We start from the raw sequence: 21710 nt of genomic DNA, 5'->3' as shown, positions 1-21710 counted from the left end.
AGATGACCGACGACGAGCTCACCGCCCTGTTCCCCATCCGTCCGGCTGCCAGTTCGCTTCCCCTGGTGCTGACCGTCGAGGAGGCCGCTCAGCGACTCGGTATCGGACGCACTGTGATGTACGCCCTCGTCAGCTCCGGCGCCGTCGAGTCGGTTCGCATCGGCCGGCTCCGCCGCGTGCCTGCCGACGCCCTGGTGACCTTCCTCGACCAGCTACGCGGTAACCGCGGCGGCGACGCCGCATGACGCGCCAGGGCAACCGGCGCTCGACGATCTACAAGGGCGCCGACGGGCACTGGCACGGTCGCGTCACTGTCGGTCTGACCGAGGAGGGACGGGTCGATAGGCGGCACGTCATGTCCCGCTCCAAGTCCGTGGTCGTCGAGAAGGTGAGGGCGCTCGAGAAAGCGCGGGACCAGGGCCAGCTCGGGAAGGTGTCAGAGCGGTGGACGGTCGAGGACTGGCTTGAACACTGGCTGGAGAACATCGCCCGACCCTTCGTCAAGCAAGATACCTACGAGGGCTATCGGGCCGCGGTGCGCAAACACCTGGTCCCCGGCCTCGGCCGCCACCGGCTCGACGCCCTCAAGCCCGAACACCTGGAACGGCTCTACGTCGCCATGCTCAAGCTGCCGACCCGGCGCGGCACGCTGATGAGTCCCGGGCGAGTTCACCAGGTCCACCGGACGCTCCGGGCGGCGCTGAACGAGGCCGTTCGACGCGGCTACATCACCCGAAACCCCGCTGAGTTGGCCAAGACACCGACCGTCGAGGACCACGAGGTGGAGCCGTACACGGTCGCCGAGGTCCAACTGCTGTTCGCCGCTGCCGGCCAGGAACGCAACGGCACCCGCTGGGTCGTCGCCCTCGCCCTCGGGCTTCGCCAGGGCGAGGCGCTCGGCCTGAAGTGGGAGGACGTCGACTGGGATCGCGCCATTCTCACCATCAGGCGTAGCCGTGTCCGGCCTCGATGGGCCCACGGCTGCGGCGGCAGCTGTGCCCATAAGTACGGGGGCCACTGCCCGCAGCGGCAGGCGCTTCGTCCGGACGCCGACACCACCAAGTCGAAGGCGGGCAAGCGGTTCGTCCCTCTCCCGGCGGCCATCCTGGATCTGCTTCGGGCCCACGCCGCCACCCAGGAGCTCGAGCGGCAGACGGCCGGCCAGCTGTGGCTGAACCAGGGATGGATCTTTGCCACAGAGCTCGGCGAGCCGATCAACCCGAGAACTGACTGGGACCGGTGGAAGAAGCTCCTCGTGGCCGGCGGCGTCAGGGACGGCCGGCTGCACGACGCGCGGCACACCGCCGCGACCGTGCTCCTGCTCCTCGGGGTGCATGAGCGCACCATCATGAGCGTGCTTGGCTGGTCGACGACGGCGATGGTCAGCCGATATGCCCATGTCATCGCGCCCATTCAGACGGACCTAGCGGCTAGGCTCGACAGCCTCCTCTGGGCGAGTCAGAAGGACGTTCCTGCACCAGCTCCTGCTGCCGGCCGAGGGCTACCCCAGTAGCAGCTCGGCTGCAGCGCTGACACTTCCCTTGCATCCGGGCGACAGAGACCGGTTCAACAGTTCCCCTCCAGAGACCGCTTGACCTCACCGGCGGCGTTGGCCGCCCAACCAAGGATCCAGGCCGCGCTCCCGCAGCATGCCCAGGAGCGGCAGATGCGGCTGGGCTCGGCAGTAAGCCCCCGGTACAGCTCAGTTTGTCAGCAAGTACCATCGGGGCATGCAGCCGGCGAACGGAACTTCCCTTGGACTCTTTGATGGTTTCGAAGCCTATCGAACACCCTCGGCCGACGACTACCGGGATCTGCTAAAGCGCGCTCTAGTGGTATTCGACACAAACGTCCTTCTGAACCTTTACAGGTACAGTGTCGACACTCGAAAGTCAGTGGTGGCGGTCATGGCGGCCCTCGGCGATCGCTTCTGGATACCGAACCACGTTCTGGAAGAGTTCTGGCGCAACCGGGAACGTGCCCTTGGAAGCCCAATCTCCGAAGTTAATGAGAGCATATCGTCGGTCGCAAGACACCGCGACCAAGTCTTCGAGATACTCGGCGCCTGGGTGAATAAGGCCGCCCTGTCGGAGGACGAAGTCAAAGTAGCAAAAGCCGAACTCGGAGATGCCTTCGAGCGGCTTAGCCAACTGCTAGACGCGGTAGCTGATGAGGACGAAGTCGCGCGAGCGCGAAGCACGGCGCAAGATCCAGTCCTAGAGATGCTTGAGCCGGTGCTTCGAGGTCGAGTTGGGGAGCCGATGCCAAAGCGAGAGCGAGAGGCTGCAATCAAGGAGGGCCAGCGTCGTGCCGCCGCAGGGGAGCCACCGGGGTTCGCAGATGTCAAAAAGGCTGATCTGGGCCCGGAGGGGGCGGCGGGTGATTACCTAGTCTGGTCACAGACACTTCTCGAAGCGGAGAAACGCAAACTAGATGTTCTTTTCGTCACCGGCGACGTAAAGCGAGACTGGTGGAGATACGAGAGTGGGACTCCTCGCGGACCCCGTATTGAACTAGCGCGAGAACTCAGGTCCAGGAGTGGCACGGCCCTCTACATGATCAAACCCGATCGGCTACTGACTTTCGCGAGCGTCCTTTCTGTCGAGGTAGAGCCCAGCTCCGTGACCAATATTGAGCGCGCGACGAGGAGGGACGAACCTTCCGTGATGCCCGACGGCGAGGACCCCGCGACCGACGCGCCAGCAGGCGATGCCGGCTTCTACACAGCGACTGCTCCCACCCACTGGAACGCAGTCGGCATCGACATGCTCCTCAAACGCCTCGGCCGAGGTGCTCCCGTCCAGCAGGCTGTACTGCGGCGGGCGGCGTTGAACGGTGGATATATCAGCCGGCAAGAGGTGTACGAAATCGGCGAATATGAGCCGGAGCGGCAGCTTAAGGGTTTCACGCGGCCAGTCAACCGCATCGTGGAGGAAATGCGCACTGCTGGAATCATCTCCACTGATGCCGAGGACGTCTTGGTACCCGTTTACGATGCAGGAGACTACGGGTTCGGATGGGTTGACGGATACCGCGTGCCATCGACCGTAGCCGCTCTCATATCGATCCATCAGGGTCAGGCAGTCCAACCGCAGAAAGATGACAGCTAAAATCGGTTAGGATTGACGACCGGTATAAGCCAAACGCATCTAGCAACGTCCGGTCCGGAACGACCTTGCAGCCCCTCACTGTGGACTTTCTCCTGGACTCCTGCTATACGAGGGCACCGATCAGTTCGGGCAAGTGAGGCTCCAAGTCAACGAGTTCAACGTGGGCTGCTGGACCAGCGGTGAATTCATGGATAGGCATTGGGAGTGGTCCGAATCGCTGCTCGAACAGGGCTCGCGTGCTTGTGGCGCGATCTAGTCCCCACCGGGCAGGCGAGGTGGACTCGCGCAGGAACTTGATCGGGGCCTGACCGACAACTAGGAGCTGCACTCGCCGCCCGGAGTCGTCCGACGCCAGGTGGACGAGGTCCTTGAAGACTTTGCGCTTCCTCATCGCGTCTGCTCCCGCCCACTGCGCCAGCTTGAACTCAGCTATCCGCTTGTTCGTCTGCAAGTCGTAGGGCCGGGTTGGGTCGTTGCCAGCCGCGAGTGAGGGACGACCCTGCACCACCTCGTCGTCGTCCAGCAGCGTCGGCAACATCAAGGCGATGGCAGATGCGTGGATCAAGTCGTTGACCCGCCCAAGCTTCCGCCGGGTGGCCACGGCCGCTGCAAGCAGCTCCAGGCTGACCCCGGCCGCCGCAGCTCGGGCGGCCGCGGACTTACCATCGCAACCGTCGAGCTCGTGTTCGAGATTGCGGACTGCATCTGTGAGGGGCACCTCCTCCAGGAACGCAAGGAGGAGCGCAACCTCAGCGACGAGCCCGTCGCTCATGTTGACCTGAGGAAAGTCACTCTGCGCGCCGACAAGTTCACGCTCTCCGTTTTCCAACCAGCGGCCAGCCAGGCGACTGCCTCCGGATGACTGTCGCTGTTCGACCACCAAGCAGGGTGGTTGTAGGCGCTGCTCGGCAGGCCCCCTGGGACCAGCTCAACTACTTCCTCGAAGCTGGCTCTCCAGGGTGACGTCTGCCTGTCCCGGAGGTAGCGCCGCAGATCGTCGTACTTCGCCATGCCCCCATCCTCCACTGCTCAGCGACATCGCGTGGGCGGAGAGCACCCGTCACTACGGGGCCAACTGAGACTAGAACTGAGACTAGAGACCAGAACGCCGGCGCCGCCCCGAGGGCTGCGCCGGCGTCTTGCCTGGTCAGGCTGGCGGTGGCGGAGAGATTTGAACTCTCGGAGGTTTTACCCTCACGCGCTTTCGAGGCGCGCTCTTTAGGCCGCTCAGACACGCCACCGCCGTAGAGGCTACTCAACGACCGGCCGGTCACGCCAATCGAGGCGCGCGCTCAGCGGGTGAGGAAGAAGTCCCGCAGGAGCTCCCCGCAGGCGTCGGCCAGGATGCCGCCGCGGACCTCGACCCGGTGGTTCAGCCGGGGGTCGCGGACGACGTCGAACAGCGACGCGACCGCCCCGGCCTTGGGGTCGTAGGCCCCGAAGACCAGCGTCGGGACCCGGGCCAGCACCAGGGCGCCGGCGCACATCGTGCAGGGCTCGAGGGTGACGACGAGGGTGCAGCCGGCCAGCCGCCACTCCCCCAGCACCGCCGACGCCCGGCGCAGCGCGAGGACCTCGGCGTGCGCCGTCGGGTCCCCGGTGAGCTCGCGCTCGTTGCCGGCCGCCGCCAGCAGCCCGCCGTCGGGGCCCAGCACCACCGCGCCGACCGGGACGTCGCCGTGCTCCTGCGCCCGCTGCGCCTCGGCCAGCGCCAGCCGCATGGGCGGCGCCCAGCCGCCGGCCGGGGCGGACCCCGGCACCGGTGCGCTCACGGCTGCCCGCTCAGGACTGCGCGGCCGCCTCGGCGACCCGGCGGAACTGGGGGTTGAGGCCGATCTTGTCGGCGATCTCGACGAGCATCTGGTCGCTGCCCAGGTCGAGGTCCTCGATGAGGGCGGCCATGTCGAAGTCGCTCATCCCGAGGTCGGCGACGATGCCGAGGTCGCCCATCGGCTCGCTGTCGTCGTCGGGATCGGGGATGTCCTCGTCGAGCAGGTCGGCGACGTCGTGGGCGATCGGCCAGTCGGCCGCCGCGGCGGCGTCGTTCAGCAGGACCTGCACGTGCTGGCCGCGCACCCGGACCAGGACGAAGACCTCCTCGACGAGGCTGACGAAGCCGAGCGCGCCCGCGTCGCCGGGGAGCCGGCGCAGCTGGGCGATCAGCTCCTCGAGGTCGTTGGCCAGGTCGGCGTCCATCGCCTGGACCAGCACCTGGCCCTCCTCGCGGTAGGCCGCGACGACGAAGTCGATCTCGTCGTCGGCGGCGTCCTCGAGGTCGTCGTCGTCATCGTCCTCGTCGTCGTCGTCCTCGACGTCCACGACGACGGGTGCCGCTGCGGGCGCCGCCGTCCGCGGCCGTGTGTCCGAGCCGGGTCCGTCCAGGTCGAACGACTCGTACTCCTCGTCGTCGAAGTCCGACACCCCGCCCCTCCTCCACGCTCGTCCAGCTGTCCCGACAGCCTCGGGCCGTCCGGTCCATCGTGTCAGACATCACGCCCCGGCACGACACCGAACCCTGCCCGGCCGCGACCGCTAACCTTCCCCCCGTGGACCTCCGCATCGTCGAGCACCCCCTCGTCTCGCACAAGCTCACCGTGCTCCGCGACCGGACGACCGACTCACCGACGTTCCGGCGGCTGACCGAGGAGCTGGTGACCCTGCTGGCCTACGAGGCGACCCGCGAGGTGCGGGTGAGTGAGCAGACGGTGCAGACGCCGCTGGCCACCGCCGTCGGCGTGCGGCTCTCCAGCCCGCGGCCCCTGGTGGTGCCGATCCTGCGGGCCGGCCTGGGCATGCTCGAGGGGATGACGCGGCTGGTCCCGACGGCCGAGGTCGGCTTCCTGGGGATGGTCCGCAACGAGGAGACGCTGGAGGCCGCGACCTACGCCGAGCGGCTGCCCGAGGACCTGTCCGGGCGCCAGTGCTACGTCCTCGACCCCATGCTGGCCACCGGCGGCACGCTGGCCGCAGCCGTGAAGTTCCTCGCCGCCCGCGGCGCCGACCACATCACCTGCATCTGCCTGATCGCCGCGCCCGAGGGCGTCGAGCGGCTCCGCGGTCTGCTCGAAGGGCTGGCCGTGCCCTGCACCGTCGTGCTGGCCGGGATGGACGAGAAGCTCAACGAGGTCGGCTACATCATCCCGGGCCTCGGCGACGCCGGCGACCGGCTCTACGGCGTCGCGGACTGAGGTCTCCTCCGGCCGCACCCGGCCCCGGTCAGTAGTAGTAGGGGAACTCCGACCAGTCCGGCGCACGCTTCTCCAGGAAGGCGTCGCGGCCCTCGACGGCCTCGTCGGTCATGTAGGCCAGCCGGGTCGTCTCGCCGGCGAACACCTGCTGGCCGACCAGCCCGTCGTCGACGGCGTTGAAGGCGAACTTCAGCATCCGCTGGGCGGTGGGGCTCTTGCGGCAGATCGCGCGGCCCCACTCCAGCCCGACGGTCTCCAGCTCGGCGTGCGGGACCACCCGGTTGACCATGCCCATCCGCTGGGCGTCCTCGGCGGAGTAGGTCTCGCCCAGGAAGAAGATCTCGCGGGCGAACTTCTGGCCGACCTGACGGGCCAGGTAGGCCGAGCCGAAGCCGGCGTCGAACGAGCCGACGTCGGCGTCGGTCTGCTTGAAGCGGGCGTGCTCGGCGCTGGCCAGGGTGAGGTCGCAGACCACGTGCAGGCTGTGCCCGCCGCCGGCCGCCCAGCCGCCGACGAGGGCGATGACCACCTTGGGCATGAAGCGGATCAGCCGCTGCACCTCGAGGATGTGCAGCCGGCCCGCCGCGGCCGGGTCTACCTGCTCGGGCGCCTCGTCCTCGGCGTAGGTGTAGCCCGAGCGGCCGCGGATCCGCTGGTCGCCGCCGCTGCAGAAGGCCCAGCCGCCGTCCTTGGCCGAGGGGCCGTTGCCGGTTAGCAGCACCGCCCCGACGTCGGAGGACGTGCGGGCGTGGTCCAGGACCCGGTAGAGCTCGTCCACCGTGTGCGGCCGGAAGGCGTTGCGCACCTCGGGCCGGTCGAACGCGATCCGGACGACGGGGGCGTCGACGGCGCGGTGGTAGGTGACGTCGGTGAGCGCGAAGCCCGGCACCTCCCGCCAGAGCGCGGGCTGGAACGGCTGGGCGGGGTCGGGCTGGCTCACCCGCTCACCGTAGCCGGGGCTCACTCGACGTCGAACTCGTTGCCCTCCGGGTCGGTCATGGCGATCCAGTGCCCGCCGACCTCGCGCCACTCCTTGCCCTCGACGGCGCCGAGGGCGACCAGCCGCTCCACCTCGGGCCGGATCCGCTCCTCGCCGACGTGCAGGTCGAGGTGCAACCGGTTCTTCACTGCCTTCTCCTCGGGCACCCGCTGGAACAGCAGCCGCGGTCCCGCGCCCCGGACGGCGACGAGGTCGCGCCAGTAGCGCCGGCCGTGGTGCACCAGGGTGTCGGACTCCTGCGCCCAGCCGCGGTCCAGCACGCCGGCGATCAGCTCGGCGTTGTCCTCGAGCTCGCCGCCCAGCGCCGCGGCCCAGAAGTCGGCCAGGGCATGGGGGTCACGGGCGTCGATCGTGAGCTGCCAGCTCACCCTCGTCGGCTGCTGCGTCGTCATCGGGTTCCTCCGCTCGTCGTCGGGCCTGCCGGACAACGTAGCCCGCGAGCGCGAGCACCGCCGCCGTGCCCACCACGATGGCAGTCACCGGTGACAGTTCCCAGAGCCGGCGCCAGGCCGCGAGACCCGCGGTCCAGACGGTGGCGTAGATGAAGGCCCAGATCGCCCCGCCGACGACGAGCGCCGGCAGGTAGCGGCGCAGCGGCATCCGGGCGAGGCCGGCGGCGAGGTTCACCAGGGTCTGGACCCCGACGGTGAGGAAGGACGCGGTCACCACCGGCGCGCCCCAGCGGGTTACCAGCCGCTCGGCCCGGCGGAAGCCGGGGCGGCGGACGAGACGGGCCAGCCGGGTGCGGCCGGCGCCGGCGTGGGCGCCGCGCCCCAGGGCGTAGGTGGCGCCGGCCCGGAGCAGGACGACGACGAAGAGGGTGGCGAGGGCGAGGGGGTACGGCCAGCCGGCCAGGAAGTCCATCGCCACGCGGCCAGTGTAGGGAGCGGCGCCGCTCAGCCCGGGGGTCGCGGACGGGCGGGGAGCTCCGGCGCGCTGCCCAGCAGGTCGGTGATCTCGCGCAGCCCGTGCTCGACCATCCGCAGCTGCTCGCGGCTGTCGTCGAGCTGCTGCGCGGCCAGCTCGTGGCGCGCCGACTGGGAGACGACGTCGAGGACGCGGTCGCCGAAGGCCTCCGCCGCGGGCAGGGCCCGGGAGACGCGGAGCACGGACTCGAGCCGCCGCACCTCCGCCCGGTAGGCCGTCAGCGCCCGGGACCGGCGCAGGCCGTCGTCGAGCGCGCCGAGCAGGGCGCGCTCGTAGCCGGCGTAGGTGCGGCCGGCCGCGGAGTCGGCGGGCAGCTGGCGGCGCTGCTCGCGCACCTCGCCCAGCAGTCCGGTGACCCGGTGCAGGTGGTCGAGGATCTCCGCGGCCTCGGCGATCGGGTCGATGAGCAGCTGGTGGTCGGCCAGCCAGGGGTCCCGCCAGGCCGGGGAGGTGAAGATGGCGTAGGCGTCGGCGAGCGGGTTCACCGTCGTCCGCCGGTCCCGGTAGCCGACCGGCGGCGTCGCCGCGCGGAGCCGGTGCGCCTCGTCGAGGATGGCCAGCTGGCGGGCGTTCGCCCCGGCCGCCTGCCACTGCGCGCGGTACCGGCCGAGGTGCGGGTAGACCGGCGCACCGGACCGGACGACGAGGGCGCCGACGCCGGCCCCCAGCGCGGCGACGACGAGCGCGCCGCCCGCGGCCCCGAAGGCGTCACCGCCCACGCCGAGCGCGGCGTCGGTGAGCAGCAGGCCGAACCCGCTGATGCCGCTGACCAGGGTGCCTCGGGTCAGCCAGCGCCCGGCCCGGACCGGCTCGGGCACGGCGCCGGCGAGCAGCGCGGGGAGCCGGTCGGGAGGCGGCGGGGTGGGCACGGGCACGGGGGGGTCCTCGGTCAGAGCTCGACGGCGTGGTTCTCGCCGAGGTCGGGCTGCTGGCCGGTGAGCCGGGCCTTCGCGTACTTCACGGCGGTGACCAGCTTGGGGTCCGACACCGACCAGTACTCGGCCGAGTCGGCCTCCACCCTGAGCAGCGCGACGGCCGGGTCCTGACGGCCGCCGTCGAACCAGGCCTCGGCGTGGCTGTTCCAGAACTCGTCGATGCGGGCGGGGTCCTGGGTGACCGAGGCGGTGCCGCTCACCGAGACCCAGCCGTCGTCGGAGGAGAAGGACACGTTGACCTGCGGGTTGCGGGCGACCTGCTCGGTCTTGTGCGAGGGGTCCTGGGTGAAGAACCACAGCTCGCCGTCGAAGTCGCGGTGCTGCACGGCCAGCGGGCGGCTCACCAGTTTGCCGCTCTCGGCGACCGTGGTCACCAGCGCGATCCGCGACTTCTCGACCAGCTGGGCGACCTCGGCCCGCTGCGCGGCGGTGCTGTCCTGCTCGGAGCTCATGTGCCGAAAGTACACCCGGCCCGGGGCCGGGGCCGGGCCCGGCGGAGCGCTCTCAGCCCCGTCCCAGGAAGGGCATCGCGGTGGCCATCACCGTCATCTGCGCGACGTTCGCGCCGAGCGGCAGCGAGGCCATGTAGACGACGGCGCGGGCCACGTCGGCGACGTCCATCCGGGGCTCGGGCCGGCGGCTGCCGTCGGCCTGCAGGATGCCGTCGGCCATCAGCGCCGTCATGTCGGTGGCCGCGTTGCCGATGTCGATCTGGCCGCAGGCGATGTCGAAGGGGCGGCCGTCGAGCGCCGTCGCCTTGGTCAGGCCGGAGACGGCGTGCTTGGTGGCGGCGTACGGCGCGGAGCGGGGCCGCGGGGTGGTGGCGGAGATGGAGCCGTTGTTGATGATCCGCCCGCCCCGGGGGTCCTGGGACCGCATGACCCGGAACGCCTCCCGGGTGCAGAGGAACGCCCCGGTGAGGTTGACGTCGACGACGGCCCGCCAGTCCTCCAGCGAGATCTCGTCGAGCGTCTGCTCGAAGGAGCCGCGGCCGGCGTTGTTGAAGAGCAGGTCGACGCGGCCGTGGTCGGCGACGACGGTGCCGAAGAGCGCGTGGACCGAGTCCTCGTCGGTGACGTCGGCGACGACGGGGTGCAGCCGGTCAGGCCGGGTCGCGGCGACCTCCGCGAGCGTCTCGGCCCGGCGGCCGGCCAGCACCACCCGCCAGCCCGCATCGGCCAGCGCGGTCGCCGCCGCCGCCCCGATCCCGCTGCCTGCCCCGGTCACCACGGCCACCTGTGCGCTCACCGCGCCAGCCTCCCACGGAGACGTTGCTGCGCCGTGCCGTGAGTACGCGGCACGGCGCAGCAGCGTCCTCCCCCTCCCCGGGGTCAGCGGGCGCGGAGGATCTCCGCCCCTGATCAACGAGCGCGGAGGATCTCCGCCCCTGGTCAACGAGCGCGGAGGATCTCCGCGACACCCGGCAGGACGTCGCCCGTCGGGCCGCTGAGGCCGCACTCCATGGCCAGCCAGCCGTCGAAGCCGATCCGGTCGAGCGCGGCCAGCGTGGCCGGCCAGTCGTAGTGCCCGGCGCCCGGCTCCAGCCGGTTGCTGTCGCCCAGCTGGACGTGCTGGATGTGCGCGCCGGCCGCCTCGATCGAGGCCGCGCAGTCAGGTTCCTCGATGGACATGTGATACGTGTCGGCGATCACGGCGACACCGGGCGAGCCGACCTCCTCGACCACCGAGACGGCGTCGGCGAGGGTGTTGACCAGGTAGTCCTCGTAGCGGTTGAGCGGCTCGAGGAACAGCACCGACCCGGCGCCCACCGCGTGCTCGCCCAGCTCGACGAGGGCCTCGACGAGCAGCCGGCGCGACTCCTCCTGGCTCCGCGGCGGGGTGAACGGGGGCAGCTTGCGGCTGAACACCCCGAAGGCGTTGGGGCTGACGATGCCCAGCCCGCCGGCCTCGGCGATGGTGCTGAGCAGCACCTTGAGGTCCGCGATCGCCGTCGCCCGGGCCGCGGGCTCGAAGCTGCCCAGGAACGTCGGCGTGTGCATCACCGCCGAGCACATCTGCACCCCGGCGTCGCGCGCCCGGCGCAGCTCGTCGACCCGGGCCCCGAAGACGCCGTCGCCGCGGCCGGACAGCTCGATGCCGTCGAAGCCGCAGTCGAGCGCGAACTGGAACTGCTCCTCCAGGTTGGCGCCCGGCAGGGTCGCCTCCTGCGCCGCCAGCCGGATCACGCGGCCACCTCCAGCGCCTCGTCGAAGCTGAGGACGACCTGCAGGGCCTGCTCGGGGTGCTCGTCGAGCATCCGGAAGGCCTCCGGCGCCTGCGCCATCGGCATCTCGTGGGAGATCAGCTCGGTCAGCCGCAGCCGGCCGGAGACGGCGAGGTCGATCGCGGTCCGGGCCAGCCGGGTGCCGTCCCAGCGGTGCTGCAGCGAGGGCGCGACGCCCGAGATCTGCGAGCAGACCAGCTGCACGCGGTTGTGGTGGAACTCCTCCCCCAGCCGCAGCCCGATGCCGTCGCCCTGCATGAAGCCGGCGGCGCAGACGCGCGAGCTGTAGGCGACCGAGCGGACCGCCTCGTGCAGGGCCCGGTAGCTGCCGGTGACCTCGAGGCAGACGTCCGCGCCCCGGCCGCCCGTCAGCTCGCGGATCCGCTCGGCCACGCTCCCCTCGGTGGCGTCGAGGACGGTGTCAGCCCCGAGCTCCAGCGCGAGCTCCCGCCGCGCGGGCAGGTTGTCGACGCCGATCACGCGGGCCCCGTTGAGCCGGGCCAGCTGCGCGGCGATCTGGCCGGGCACCCCGAGCCCGAACACCGCGACCGTCTCGCCGATGTGGATGTCGGCGTCCAGCACCACGTTCAGCCCGATGGCGCCGATCTGGGAGAAGATGCCGACCCGCGGGTCGGCGCCCGGGTCGAGGACGCGCTGGGCGGCGCGCTCGGCCTTCTGCACGGTGGCGGCGCGGTGGCCCCAGGTCCCCCAGACCCGGTCGCCGAGGGCGAGCCCCGCGGCCTCGGACCCCAGCTCGACGACCTCGCCGACCTCCTCGTAGCCCCAGCCGTCGACCGGGTAGGAGAAGCTCGTCGAGCCGTCGACGAAGAGCCGCCGCTCCTCGTCCCACCGCTTCGTCAGGTACGGGTTGCTGCCCCGGTAGGCGGTCAGCTCGGTGCCGGCGGAGATGCCGGAGTAGAGCGTGCGGAGCCGCACCTCGTCGGCGCCGAGCGGGGCGAGGGGTTCCTCGACCACCTCGGACGCGTGCGGGGAGGTGAAGCGGATGACGGAGGGCATGCGAGCTCTCTTCCTGATGGGGTGGTTGGGAGGGGGACGGGCGAGGGGACGGACGGACACCTGCGAGCGTCGGGCAGGTCAGGCCCGGGCCCTGTCTGGACGACGGAGCGAGCAGGACACGCTCTTCGTCCTGCTCGCGAGGGAGGAAGACAGGGTCTGGAGGGCCTGACCGGGCGCGAGCAGGATCACTCAGCCCTTGACGGCGCCGGAGATGAAGCCGGCGGTCACCTGCTTCTGCAGGACGACGAAGAGCACGATGATCGGCAGGATCGTGATCAGGGTGCCCGCCGCGAGCGGGGCGATGTCGATGGAACGGCCGCCGGTGAAGGCGTACAGGGCAGTGGTGAGCGGCCGGTAGCCGCCGCCGGGCAGGTAGAGCAGCGGCACCAGGAAGTTGTTCCAGGTGCTGATGAAGGTGAACACCGCCAGCGACCCGATGCCGGAGCTGACCAGCGGCAGCATCACCGAGGTGAAGATCCGCCACTCCGAGCAGCCGTCGATGCGGGCAGCCTGCTCCAGCTCCTCGGGGAGGTCGGAGAAGAACGCCCGCATGAAGAAGGTGCCGAACGAGGTGCCCGTCGAGGTGAGCACCAGCACGGCCCCGGGCAGGGTGTCCAGCAGGCCCATCGAGCGCAGCTGGAAGTAGAGCGGGATCATGTAGGTGAAGAAGGGGACGAGCAGCCCCAGCACCACCACGTAGAAGAGCAGCGTGCGCCCGGGGAACGGCAGCCGCGCGAAGGTGTAGCCGGCCATCGTCGAGACCACGATGATCAGCACCGTGCTGGGCACCGCGAGCAGGACGCTGTTGAGCAGGTAGTCGCTGAACTGCCCCTCGGTCCAGGCCCGGACGATCGACTCCATGGAGAAGGACGTGAAGAGCCCGAAGGGGTCGACCTTCACCTCGGCGTCGGTCTTGAGCGCCGTCGAGACCACGAGCAGCACGGGGATGACCGTCGTCACCGACATGACGATGAGCAGCAGGTGCCGGAGCGCCAGCCCGGCGCGACGCCGGCCCGAGACGCGGTGGACCGTGGCCCCCCGGGGCTCGGGCGGCAGGTCCGGCAGGACGGGGAGCGCCTGCGTCGTCGTGGCCATCAGGCCCCCGTCCCCTGCAGCGACAGCTTGCGCTGCAGGCGGTTGAGCGCCACCGCGAACGGCACCGAGAGCACCGTGATCAGCAGCGCGAGCGTGGTCCCGTAGCCGATCCGGCTGAGCTGGAAGGCCTGGGTGTAGGAGTAGGTGCCGATCACGTTGGTGGCGTCCGCGGGACCGCCGCCGGTCATGATGAAGATGATGTCGAAGACGCTGAACCCGCCCACCAGGGTGAGGGTCAGCACCATGAGGAACACCGGCATGATCTGCGGCAGGATCACGTACCAGAGCCGGGCCGGGCCCGCCGCGCCGTCGATCCGGCTGGCGTCGACCAGCTCGACGTCGACGTTGCGCAGGGCCGAGATGAAGATGACGACGGCGAAGCCGGTGGCCCCCCAGATGGCGGTGACCAGGACGGCGTAGAGCGCCCAGCGCGGGTCGCCCAGCCAGCCACGGGCCAGCGAGCCGAGCCCGACGGCGGCCAGCGTCTTGTTGAGCAGCCCCTGCACCGGGTCGTAGATCCAGCCCCAGACGATGCCGATGGCGATGCCGGGCAGCACGTAGGGCAGGAAGAAGCAGAGCCGGTAGAGCACGCTCCCCCGCTCGACACCCCAGAGCAGCAGGGCGATCAGCAGCCCGATCGCGATCGGGGCGACGGTGCCGATCACGATCCAGATCGCGTTGTTGGACAGCGCGTGCCACACCTCGTCGTCGGCGAACATCTCGCGGAAGTTGGCGAGGCCGACGAAGGGCGGGTTGGAGCTGACGCCGTCGAAGTCGACGACGGAGTAGACGAGCGCGTTGGCCAGCGGCAGCAGGAAGAACACGACCGTGAGCGCCACCACCGGGAGGACCAGGAGGACGCCCAGCCGGCGCTGGGCCCTCCGGGTCACCGCCGGGGCGTGCGAGGTGAGGACCGCCACCTCAGCTGGCCGGCTTCTTGAAGTTCTTCTGCAGCTGCTCGGCCACCTTCTCCGGCGTCGACTGGCCGGTCATCAGGCCCTGCATGCCCTTCCACATCGCGTTGTTGAAGGTGTCGTTGGTGAGGACGTCGATGTTGTAGCCGAAGTCTCCGGAGCCGTCGGCGATCTTCGCGGTGTCGGCCAGGATCTGGGTGAACAGCGGCGACGCCTCGATGCCGCTGGTGTCGATGGGGAACGCGGGGATGTCCTGCAGGTTCTCCACCGCCCAGCGCCCGTGCTCGGCCGTCATCCCGTAGTCGAGGAACTTCTCGGCCGCGTCCAGCTTCTTGCTGCCCGCCGAGATGAACGTGCCCGAGCCCAGGCCGCCGCTGAAGATGCCGGGGCCGCCCGAGGCCGGGAACGGGATGAAGCCGACCTCGAACTTGGCGTTGCGCTCGATGTCCTGGGCGAGCCAGGAGCCGGTCGGGTTGATCGCGGCCTTGCCGGAGTAGAACAGCGCGTTGCCGTTGTCGTAGCCGACGGCGGTGGGCGACGGCGTCAGCAGGCCCTGCTGGGCCATGTCCGACCAGGTCCGCAGGGCGCCGACGACGGCCGGATCGGTCCAGGGGGTCTCACCGGCGAGCAGCTTGTCCATGCCGTCGCTGCCGACCTCGCTGGAGAGGGCCATGCTCAGCAGGTGGCCGCCCTGCCACCCCTCCTTGTCGCTGACCCCGAACGGGATGACGCCGGCCTGCTCGAGCTTCGTCGCGCTGGCCATCAGGTCGGCCAGGTCCGTCGGCTCGGCCAGGCCGTTCTGGGCGAAGAGGTCCTTGTTGTAGAACAGGCCGACCTCCTCCATCTGGCTGGGGATGCCGACGAGCTTGCCGTCGAACGTGACCCGCTGCTTGGCGAAGTCGTAGACGGGCCACTGGTACTTCTCGTAGGCGCCGGTGAGGTCGTGCACCAGGCCGGCCTTGGCCAGCGCGCCCGCGAAGCCGGGGCCGGTGTCGTAGCCGAAGACGTCGGGACCGTTGCCCGAGCGCAGCTGGGTCTGCAGGACGGTGCGGATGGTCTCCGAGGGCAGCACGTCGAGCTTGACGGTGATGCCGCCGCTCTGCGCCTCGAACGCAGCGATGTCCTCCTTCATGAGCTTGAGGTCGGCCGCGTCCTCGGGCTGGCCGACCAGGTAGCGGATCTCGACCGGCCCGCTGGAGACCTGCGGGGCCGCGGACTCCTCGGCGGCGGGCGAGCCGCCGAAGCAGGCGGTGAGGGTGAGCGCGAGAGCGGGGACGAGCACGAGCAGGGGTCTGCGAGCAGCCACGGTGACTTCCTTGTCAGGGGGTGGATCAGCGATGTCGGACGACGGGAGCGTGAGCGGGAGGGCGCGGCCGAGCGACGGAGGTGCCCGGGGACGACCCGGCGGCGGGCTCCGTCGCCGCGCATGTTCTAACGTTAGAAGACGATGGCCGGAACGGTGTCGGATTGTCAAGATCTCGGGTAGAAACGAGGGGTGACCGTGACCGGACCCGACGCCGTGCCCCCACCGGGCGTCGGCCGTCCGGCCCGGATCAAGGACGTGGCGGCGATGGCCGGCGTCTCGCTGAAGACGGTGACGAACGTCGTCCACGAGCGGCCCTACGTGAAGCAGGAGACGCGCGACCGGGTGCTGGCCGCGATCGCCGAGCTGGACTACCGGCCCTCCCGCGCCGGCCGCCAGCTGCAGAGCGGGCGCAGCGGCCTCATCGCCCTGGTGGTGCCGCGGATCGACGAGCCCTACCTCGGCGGCCTGGCCCACGCGCTGATCACCGCCGCCTCACCGCGCGGGCTGCGGCTGCTCATCGACGAGACCTCGGGCCGGGTGGAGCAGGAGCTGGAGGCGGCCAACGGCTACCCGGGGCACGGGATCGACGGCGTCATCTTCAGCCCGTTCGCGCTGAACCCCGAGCACCTGGCCGCGCGCAGCCACGACGTCGCCATGGTCATGCTGGGGCAGTTCCTGCCCGCCAGCACCGCCGACTACGTCGCCATCGACAACCCCGGCTCGGCCGCCGACGCCGTCCACCACCTGGTGCAGCAGGGCCGGCGGCGGATCGGGTTCCTCGGCGCGCAGCCCGGCCGGCCGGGTGCGCTGGGCGAGGTGCGGCGCGGCGGATACGCGGCCGGGCTGGCCGCCCACGGGCTGCGGCCCCCCGACGGCGGCGTCGCCCCCGGCGCCCGCTTCACCCGCGAGTCGGGCGACGCCGGCGTGCAGGAGGTGCTGGACCGCGCCCCCGACGTCGACGCCCTGGTCTGCGCCAGCGACCTGATGGCGATCGGGGCGATCCGGGCCCTGCAGCGGCGGGGGGTCCGGGTGCCCGACGACGTGGCCGTGCTGGGCTGGGACGGCATCGTCGACGGCGAGTACGTCACGCCGAGCCTGACCACCGTCGCGCCCGACCTGCCGGCCCTGGCCGACGCCACGCTGGACGCGCTGATCCGCCGGATCGAGGGCGACCGGACGCCCGGCCAGGCCTACGTCGTGCCGCACCGGCTGGTCGTGCGGGGCTCCACCGGCGGGGGCTGACCCCGCCGGCGGGACCCGTCGGACCTCAGTGCAGGCGGGCGGGGGCGTCCGCCGGCTCGCTGCCGGGCTCGGCCCCGGCCGGCTTCTCGTTGCGGAGGAACAGCGCGCAGGCGACGGCGCCGAGGCCGACGACCATGGCGACGCGGAACGCCGTCTGCAGGCCCCCGCTCTGGGCGTCGACCGCGGCGGCCCCGGCCTCGACCAGCGTCGCGCTGCGGCCGGCCATGATGCCGACGAGCAGCGCGGTCCCGGCCGCACCGGCGACCTGCTGCAGGGTGGAGAGGATCGCGCTGCCGTGAGAGTACAGGGACGGCGGCAGCGGGTTGAGCGCCGTGGTGAACGCCGGCGTGAACAGGCAGGCCAGGCCCAGCGACATCACCAGGTGGTACCCGACCAGCAGCCCCACCGGGGTGCCGGCGTCGACGGTGCTGAGCCGCCACATCGTCACGACGAGCAGCAGCGCCCCGAAGGTGGACAGACCGCGCGGGCCCCAGCGGTCGAACAGCCGGCCGACGACCGGGCCGAGCAGACCCATCAGCAGGCCGCCCGGGAGCAGCAGCAGGCCGGTCTGCAGCGAGTCGAGCCCGCGGACGTTCTGCAGGTAGATCGGCAGCAGGATGATCACGCCGAACAGCGAGATCATCGCGATGCAGAGCATGGTGAGGCTGACGCTGAACATCGGGAAGCGGAAGGCGCGCAGGTCCAGCAGCGGGTCGCCGCCGCGGGCCAGCCGCAGCTGCCGCCAGCCGAAGGCCACCAGGCAGAGGACGCCGACGGCCAGGAAGACCAGCGCGGTGCTGAGGCTCTCTCCCCCGGCCTCGCCCAACCGGCTGAGGCCGTAGACCAGACCGCCGAACGCGGGCACCGACAGCAGCACCGAGACCACGTCGAGCCGCTGGCGGCCCGGCTCGCTGACGTTGCCGAGCAGGCGGGCGCCGAGCACCAGGGCCGCGAGGGCGATGGGCAGCACGATGACGAACATGAAGCGCCACGACAGGTACTGGAGGATGATCCCCGACACCGTCGGGCCGATGGCCGGCGCGACCGAGATGGCGATGCTGACGTTGCCCATGACGACGCCGCGGCGGGCGACGGGCACCAGCGTGAGGATCGTCGTCATCAGCAGCGGCAGCATGATCGCGGTGCCGCTGGCCTGGACGACGCGGGCGGCCAGCAGCATCCAGAAGCCCTGGGAGACCGCGGCCAGCAGGGTGCCGGCGGAGAAGAGGCTCATCGCCAGCACGAAGACGGTCTTGGTGGCCAGCCGCTGGAGCAGGAACCCGGTGGTCGGGATGACCACGCCCATCGTCAGCAGGAACGCCGTCGACAGCCACTGCACCGTGGACGCGCTGACCTGGAGGTCGCTCATCAGGTGCGGCAGGGCGACGCCCATGATCGTCTCGTTGAGGATGACGACGAAGGTGGCCACCAACAGCGTCATGATCACCGTCCGGTGCGCGGCGGGCATCGCCGCTCCCCGGCTGCCGGCCCGGCCGCCGGCCCCGGTCCCCGTCGTCTCGTCGATCGCCGTCATGGCCCACCCGTTCTCGTCGTCGCTGCTCCGTCTGCCGGCGCCGGTGCCGAGCCGTCCTGCTCCCCCGCGGACCGCCACCCCTCCGACCCGCCGCAGCGGTCGGACTCATCGGGTGGCTCGTCCGGGTGCGGACCGGGACCCACGCTAGGAGGACCGGTCCGCGGGGAGCAAGCGCTTTCACCTGTACCCCGCCGGAGGCGCCAACACCGGCTCGGCCGGTTCTGTTCCGCCCGCTAGCGTGGCGCGGTGCCCCCACCCCGTCTCGTCGTCGGCGCGGTGCTCGTCGACCGCCTCGACCGGCCCGCCCGCGTGCTGGCCGCCCGCCGGACCCGGCCCCCGGAGCTGGCCGGGCGGTGGGAGCTGCCGGGCGGCCAGGTCGAGGCCGGGGAGACCCCCGAGGACGCCCTGCACCGCGAGCTGGCCGAGGAGCTGGGCGTCACCGTCCGGCTCGGCGCCGAGCTGGTCTCGGGGCACGGGCCGACCTGGCCGCTGACCCCCGGACTGGTGCTGCGGGCCTGGTGGTGTGAGCTGGTCGAGGGCGTGCCGGTGGCCGGCGAGGCGCACGACGCGGTGTGCTGGAGCACCGCCGCCGACGTCGCCGACCTCGCCTGGCTGGAGCCCGACCGCCCGCTGGTGGAGCGGGTGGTCGCCGCGCTCGCCGCGGGGGCACCCGTCGACGGCGGGACGACCCGCGAGGGAGCGGGCACACTCGACGCATGAGACGCACCCTCGGCGCCGGGACCGTCCTGCTGCTGGCCCTCACCGCGGCCTGCACGGCCGCCGAGCCGCGCAGCGCCCCCGCGCCCGAGACCTCCGCCTCCAGCGCCCCGGCCTCCCCGGCCTCCCCGACGTCGAGCGGATCCGCGGCGGCCACCGCCGCCCCGAGCCCCTCGCCCCGGCCCTCCGCGACCCCCACACCCACGCCGTCGCCCACGAAGAAGCCCGATCCGATCTCCATGGCGGCGCTGGAGCAGAGGACGTACGACGGCCGCGACCTGCGGGTGGGCCGCTCGCTGGGCGACGTCGGCCCCTACGAGCGGTTCCTCGTCACCTACCGCGGCGACGGGCTGACGATCTCGGGCGTGATGGCGGTCCCCGACGGGAAGGGCCCGTTCCCCGTCCTGGTGCTCAACCACGGCTACATCGACCCGCGGAGCTACTTCCCCGGCCAGGGCATGCCCCGGGAGATGGACTACCTCGCGCGCCAGGGCTACGTCGTCCTGCACACCGACTACCGCGACCACGCCGGGTCCGACCGCGACGACGACGTCGACCACCAGCTCCGGCTGCCCTACACGGTGGACACCATCAACGCCGTCCGCGCGGTCAAGCGGTCGAAGCTGCGCTACCTCGACGGCGACCGCGTCGGCTGGCTCGGCCGCTCGATGGGCGGCGAGGTCACCCTCCGGGCGCTGGCGGCGCAGCCCGGCCTGGTCGACGCCGCCGTCGTCTACGCCTCGACGAGCTCGTTGGCCGCCGACAACTGGGAGCAGTTCTACCGCGGCGACGGCGACCGGGCCGCGACGAACCGGAAGATCGACCGCACCTACGGGCTGCCCGACGACAACCCCGCCTTCTGGCGCCGGGCCTCGGCGCGCTCGGCCTTCGACCGGGTCACCGAGCCGGTGCTCGTGCACCACGGCACCGAGGACGACACCTGCCCGCCGCGCTGGGCCCGGGCGACCGTCGACGCGCTCGAGGACGAGGGCGTCGACGTCACCCTGCGGATGTACGAGGGCGAGGGCCACACCTTCGAGGGCCAGTGGCAGCGCTCGATCGAGCGCACCGAGGCCTTCTTCGCCGAGCACCTCGACTAGCGGGCACCTCGACGAGCGGGCACCTCGAGCCGACCGGCTCAGCCCTCGACGACGGCCCAGCTGTGCGGCGCGACCGCGCCGTCCTGCACCGGGTCGCCGGCCTCCAGCACCGCGGCCGCGCCGTCCGGCAGCGGGAACGGCGCGTCGCCGAGGTTGAGCGCGAGCGTCAGCCGGGCGCCCGCCTCCTCGTCCGGCCCGCCGTCGGGCCAGGCGTGCACCAGCAGCTGCTCGTTCGCCACGCCCGAGGTGGCCGTCCGCGCGCGGGTCAGCCAGGGGTGCCGGCGGCGCAGGCCGATCATCCGCTGGTAGACCGACCAGGTCTCCGCGTCCGCGTCGGCGACCTCGGAGGGGGCGCCGGGCATCTCGGGCCGGATGGCGTCGTCGCCGCCGGCGCGGTCCTCCTTGACCGCGCGCAGGCCGTACTCGTCGCCGTAGTAGACGCTGGGCACGCCCGGCAGGAAGAACAGCAGGGCGACGGCGTGCGCGACGTGCCGCGGGTCCGCCACCTGCGTGGCGATCCGGGTGACGTCGTGGTTGCCGAGGAAGGTCAGCGGCAGCAGCTGGGCGACGAGGTCGCGGTGCCGGCCCAGCGTCCAGTCCAGCTCGAAGAGGTTCCGCTCCTTCAACGAGGACCAGACCGCCTTCCACAGCTCGTACTGGGTGACGGAGTCCAGGCCCGAGCGGTGCACGTAGTCCTGGTAGTCGCCGTGGATCATCTCGCCGACGAACCAGGCGTCGGGGAAGCGCTCGCGGACCCGGGGCAGCACGGCGGCCCAGAACTCCGGCGGGACGGCGTACGCCGCGTCGAGCCGCCAGCCGTCCACGCCGCGCTCCAGCCAGTGCGTCATGACGTCGACGACGTGGTCCTGCACCTCGACCGACCCGTGGTCCAGCGCCACCAGCTGGTCGTGCCCCTCGAAGTACCACGGGTGCCCGTCGCTCCAGCGGATCCAGCGGCCGGCCTCGGAGCCCTCGCCGCCCTCCAGGGCCGCGCGGACGGGCGGGAAGTCGCGGCCCGCGTGGTTGAAGACCCCGTCGAGCAGCACCCGGACGCCACGCTCCCGGCAGGCGGCGACGAGCGCGTCGAGGTCGCCCTCGTCCCCCAGCCGCGGGTCGACCCGGTGGTAGTCGGTGGTGTCGTAGCCGTGGGTCCTCGACTCGAAGACCGGCCCCAGCGCCAGCCCGTTGGCGCCCAGGGCGACGAGGTGGTCCAGCCAGCCGTGCAGGCGGGCCAGCTGGTGCGGCCCGGGGTGCGACCCGGCCAGCTCCTTGTCGGCCCCGACGAAGCCCAGCGGGTAGACCTGCCACCAGATGACGTGCTCCACCCACGCGCTCATCGACGACCACTCCCCTCGCACCTGCCGGACCGGCCTCCCAGCATCGCAGAGCGGCCGACGCCGA

General features: G+C 71.6%; 24 protein-coding genes and 1 tRNA gene. 7 read left to right on the top strand and 18 right to left on the bottom strand.

The window, feature by feature from the left end; genetic code table 11:
• The first annotated feature begins 2 nt into the window (after positions 1-2).
• The 3 genes from JOF54_RS12195 to JOF54_RS12185 all read left to right on the top strand — a co-directional run bounded on the left by JOF54_RS12195 (position 3) and on the right by JOF54_RS12185 (position 3110).
• Positions 3-245, top strand: coding sequence for a helix-turn-helix domain-containing protein (locus JOF54_RS12195; RefSeq protein WP_210056105.1), 243 nt, complete (start codon positions 3-5; stop codon positions 243-245).
• Positions 242-1513 (top strand): tyrosine-type recombinase/integrase, encoded by a 1272-nt coding sequence (locus tag JOF54_RS12190; RefSeq protein ID WP_210056102.1) that lies wholly within the window; start codon positions 242-244, stop codon positions 1511-1513. The genes JOF54_RS12195 and JOF54_RS12190 overlap by 4 nt, the downstream gene beginning before the upstream one ends.
• A gap of 217 nt (positions 1514-1730) precedes the next feature.
• On the top strand, positions 1731-3110 hold the full coding sequence (locus JOF54_RS12185; RefSeq protein WP_210056101.1) for a PIN-like domain-containing protein: 1380 nt from the start codon (positions 1731-1733) through the stop codon (positions 3108-3110).
• A 103-nt stretch (positions 3111-3213) separates the two neighbouring features.
• Here JOF54_RS12185 and JOF54_RS12180 read toward each other — a convergent pair whose 3' ends face one another.
• The 5 genes from JOF54_RS12180 to JOF54_RS12165 form a co-directional block, all read right to left on the bottom strand.
• Positions 3214-3882 (bottom strand): hypothetical protein, encoded by a 669-nt coding sequence (locus JOF54_RS12180; RefSeq protein WP_210056099.1) that lies wholly within the window; start codon positions 3880-3882, stop codon positions 3214-3216.
• Positions 3879-4121, bottom strand: coding sequence for a DUF7662 domain-containing protein (locus tag JOF54_RS22165; protein ID WP_425560601.1), 243 nt, complete (start codon positions 4119-4121; stop codon positions 3879-3881). The genes JOF54_RS12180 and JOF54_RS22165 overlap by 4 nt, the downstream gene beginning before the upstream one ends.
• 142 nt (positions 4122-4263) lie before the next feature.
• Positions 4264-4351, bottom strand: a tRNA-Ser gene (locus JOF54_RS12175).
• Positions 4352-4402: 51 nt separating this feature from the next.
• Complete coding sequence (gene tadA, locus JOF54_RS12170; protein WP_210059524.1) at positions 4403-4831, bottom strand: tRNA adenosine(34) deaminase TadA; 429 nt, start codon at positions 4829-4831, stop codon at positions 4403-4405.
• Between the two features lie 61 nt (positions 4832-4892).
• A complete protein-coding gene (locus tag JOF54_RS12165; protein WP_210056097.1) occupies positions 4893-5531 on the bottom strand; it encodes a tRNA adenosine deaminase-associated protein in 639 nt (212 codons plus the stop codon).
• Positions 5532-5656: 125 nt separating this feature from the next.
• On the opposite strand from JOF54_RS12165, the gene upp reads away from it, so the two are divergent.
• Positions 5657-6298: a uracil phosphoribosyltransferase gene (upp, locus tag JOF54_RS12160; RefSeq protein ID WP_210056095.1), complete on the top strand. Its 642-nt coding sequence runs from the start codon at positions 5657-5659 to the stop codon at positions 6296-6298.
• A gap of 28 nt (positions 6299-6326) precedes the next feature.
• Here the strand turns inward: upp and JOF54_RS12155 are convergent, their stop codons facing one another.
• The 11 genes from JOF54_RS12155 to JOF54_RS12105 form a co-directional block, all read right to left on the bottom strand.
• A complete protein-coding gene (locus tag JOF54_RS12155; RefSeq protein ID WP_210056093.1) occupies positions 6327-7238 on the bottom strand; it encodes a 1,4-dihydroxy-2-naphthoyl-CoA synthase in 912 nt (303 codons plus the stop codon).
• A gap of 20 nt (positions 7239-7258) precedes the next feature.
• Positions 7259-7666, bottom strand: coding sequence for a VOC family protein (locus JOF54_RS12150; protein WP_307804097.1), 408 nt, complete (start codon positions 7664-7666; stop codon positions 7259-7261).
• On the bottom strand, positions 7635-8162 hold the full coding sequence (locus JOF54_RS12145; RefSeq protein WP_210059523.1) for a DedA family protein: 528 nt from the start codon (positions 8160-8162) through the stop codon (positions 7635-7637). The genes JOF54_RS12150 and JOF54_RS12145 overlap by 32 nt, the downstream gene beginning before the upstream one ends.
• A gap of 32 nt (positions 8163-8194) precedes the next feature.
• Positions 8195-9100 (bottom strand): hypothetical protein, encoded by a 906-nt coding sequence (locus JOF54_RS12140; protein ID WP_210056088.1) that lies wholly within the window; start codon positions 9098-9100, stop codon positions 8195-8197.
• A 14-nt stretch (positions 9101-9114) separates the two neighbouring features.
• Positions 9115-9612, bottom strand: coding sequence for a pyridoxamine 5'-phosphate oxidase family protein (locus tag JOF54_RS12135; protein WP_210056086.1), 498 nt, complete (start codon positions 9610-9612; stop codon positions 9115-9117).
• Between the two features lie 52 nt (positions 9613-9664).
• Positions 9665-10408, bottom strand: coding sequence for an SDR family oxidoreductase (locus tag JOF54_RS12130; protein ID WP_210056084.1), 744 nt, complete (start codon positions 10406-10408; stop codon positions 9665-9667).
• A 143-nt stretch (positions 10409-10551) separates the two neighbouring features.
• Positions 10552-11346: a sugar phosphate isomerase/epimerase family protein gene (locus JOF54_RS12125; protein ID WP_307804096.1), complete on the bottom strand. Its 795-nt coding sequence runs from the start codon at positions 11344-11346 to the stop codon at positions 10552-10554.
• Positions 11343-12401, bottom strand: coding sequence for a zinc-binding dehydrogenase (locus JOF54_RS12120; protein ID WP_210056082.1), 1059 nt, complete (start codon positions 12399-12401; stop codon positions 11343-11345). The genes JOF54_RS12125 and JOF54_RS12120 overlap by 4 nt, the downstream gene beginning before the upstream one ends.
• Before the next feature lie 189 nt (positions 12402-12590).
• Positions 12591-13496: a carbohydrate ABC transporter permease gene (locus JOF54_RS12115; protein WP_210056080.1), complete on the bottom strand. Its 906-nt coding sequence runs from the start codon at positions 13494-13496 to the stop codon at positions 12591-12593.
• Complete coding sequence (locus JOF54_RS12110; protein ID WP_210056078.1) at positions 13496-14386, bottom strand: carbohydrate ABC transporter permease; 891 nt, start codon at positions 14384-14386, stop codon at positions 13496-13498. Before JOF54_RS12110 ends, JOF54_RS12115 begins: the two co-directional genes overlap by 1 nt.
• A gap of 31 nt (positions 14387-14417) precedes the next feature.
• Entirely contained in the window at positions 14418-15716 is a 1299-nt protein-coding gene (locus tag JOF54_RS12105; protein WP_210056076.1) for an ABC transporter substrate-binding protein, read from the bottom strand.
• Between the two features lie 189 nt (positions 15717-15905).
• Here JOF54_RS12105 and JOF54_RS12100 point away from each other — a divergent pair, with 189 nt between their 5' ends.
• On the top strand, positions 15906-16958 hold the full coding sequence (locus JOF54_RS12100; protein ID WP_210056074.1) for a LacI family DNA-binding transcriptional regulator: 1053 nt from the start codon (positions 15906-15908) through the stop codon (positions 16956-16958).
• A gap of 25 nt (positions 16959-16983) precedes the next feature.
• On the opposite strand, the gene JOF54_RS12095 is transcribed toward JOF54_RS12100, so the two are convergent.
• Positions 16984-18492: a DHA2 family efflux MFS transporter permease subunit gene (locus JOF54_RS12095; RefSeq protein ID WP_245358068.1), complete on the bottom strand. Its 1509-nt coding sequence runs from the start codon at positions 18490-18492 to the stop codon at positions 16984-16986.
• A gap of 246 nt (positions 18493-18738) precedes the next feature.
• Between JOF54_RS12095 and JOF54_RS12090 the strand changes: the two genes are divergently transcribed.
• Together JOF54_RS12090 and JOF54_RS12085 are read left to right on the top strand one after the other, a co-directional pair.
• Positions 18739-19212, top strand: coding sequence for a (deoxy)nucleoside triphosphate pyrophosphohydrolase (locus JOF54_RS12090; RefSeq protein WP_210056072.1), 474 nt, complete (start codon positions 18739-18741; stop codon positions 19210-19212).
• Entirely contained in the window at positions 19209-20309 is a 1101-nt protein-coding gene (locus JOF54_RS12085; RefSeq protein ID WP_210056069.1) for an alpha/beta hydrolase family protein, read from the top strand. The genes JOF54_RS12090 and JOF54_RS12085 overlap by 4 nt, the downstream gene beginning before the upstream one ends.
• 38 nt (positions 20310-20347) lie before the next feature.
• Here JOF54_RS12085 and JOF54_RS12080 read toward each other — a convergent pair whose 3' ends face one another.
• Complete coding sequence (locus JOF54_RS12080; RefSeq protein ID WP_210056067.1) at positions 20348-21646, bottom strand: alpha-amylase family glycosyl hydrolase; 1299 nt, start codon at positions 21644-21646, stop codon at positions 20348-20350.
• Positions 21647-21710 lie beyond the last annotated feature (64 nt).

It is taken from the genome of Microlunatus capsulatus (genome assembly GCF_017876495.1).
GTDB classification, from domain to species: domain Bacteria; phylum Actinomycetota; class Actinomycetes; order Propionibacteriales; family Propionibacteriaceae; genus Microlunatus; species Microlunatus capsulatus.
This window is presented reverse-complemented; position numbering and strand designations above follow the sequence as displayed.

Coding starts and splice junctions, on each gene's coding strand:
- JOF54_RS12190 (WP_210056102.1), top strand. CDS start 242: ATGACGCGCCAGGGCAACCGGCGCTCGACGATCTACAAGGGCGCCGAC.
- JOF54_RS12145 (WP_210059523.1), bottom strand. CDS start 8,162: ATGGACTTCCTGGCCGGCTGGCCGTACCCCCTCGCCCTCGCCACCCTC.
- JOF54_RS12180 (WP_210056099.1), bottom strand. CDS start 3,882: ATGAGCGACGGGCTCGTCGCTGAGGTTGCGCTCCTCCTTGCGTTCCTG.
- JOF54_RS12195 (WP_210056105.1), top strand. CDS start 3: ATGACCGACGACGAGCTCACCGCCCTGTTCCCCATCCGTCCGGCTGCC.
- JOF54_RS22165 (WP_425560601.1), bottom strand. CDS start 4,121: ATGGCGAAGTACGACGATCTGCGGCGCTACCTCCGGGACAGGCAGACG.
- JOF54_RS12085 (WP_210056069.1), top strand. CDS start 19,209: ATGAGACGCACCCTCGGCGCCGGGACCGTCCTGCTGCTGGCCCTCACC.
- JOF54_RS12080 (WP_210056067.1), bottom strand. CDS start 21,646: ATGAGCGCGTGGGTGGAGCACGTCATCTGGTGGCAGGTCTACCCGCTG.
- JOF54_RS12185 (WP_210056101.1), top strand. CDS start 1,731: ATGCAGCCGGCGAACGGAACTTCCCTTGGACTCTTTGATGGTTTCGAA.
- tadA (WP_210059524.1), bottom strand. CDS start 4,831: ATGCGGCTGGCGCTGGCCGAGGCGCAGCGGGCGCAGGAGCACGGCGAC.
- JOF54_RS12135 (WP_210056086.1), bottom strand. CDS start 9,612: ATGAGCTCCGAGCAGGACAGCACCGCCGCGCAGCGGGCCGAGGTCGCC.
- JOF54_RS12120 (WP_210056082.1), bottom strand. CDS start 12,401: ATGCCCTCCGTCATCCGCTTCACCTCCCCGCACGCGTCCGAGGTGGTC.
- JOF54_RS12095 (WP_245358068.1), bottom strand. CDS start 18,492: ATGACGGCGATCGACGAGACGACGGGGACCGGGGCCGGCGGCCGGGCC.
- JOF54_RS12115 (WP_210056080.1), bottom strand. CDS start 13,496: ATGGCCACGACGACGCAGGCGCTCCCCGTCCTGCCGGACCTGCCGCCC.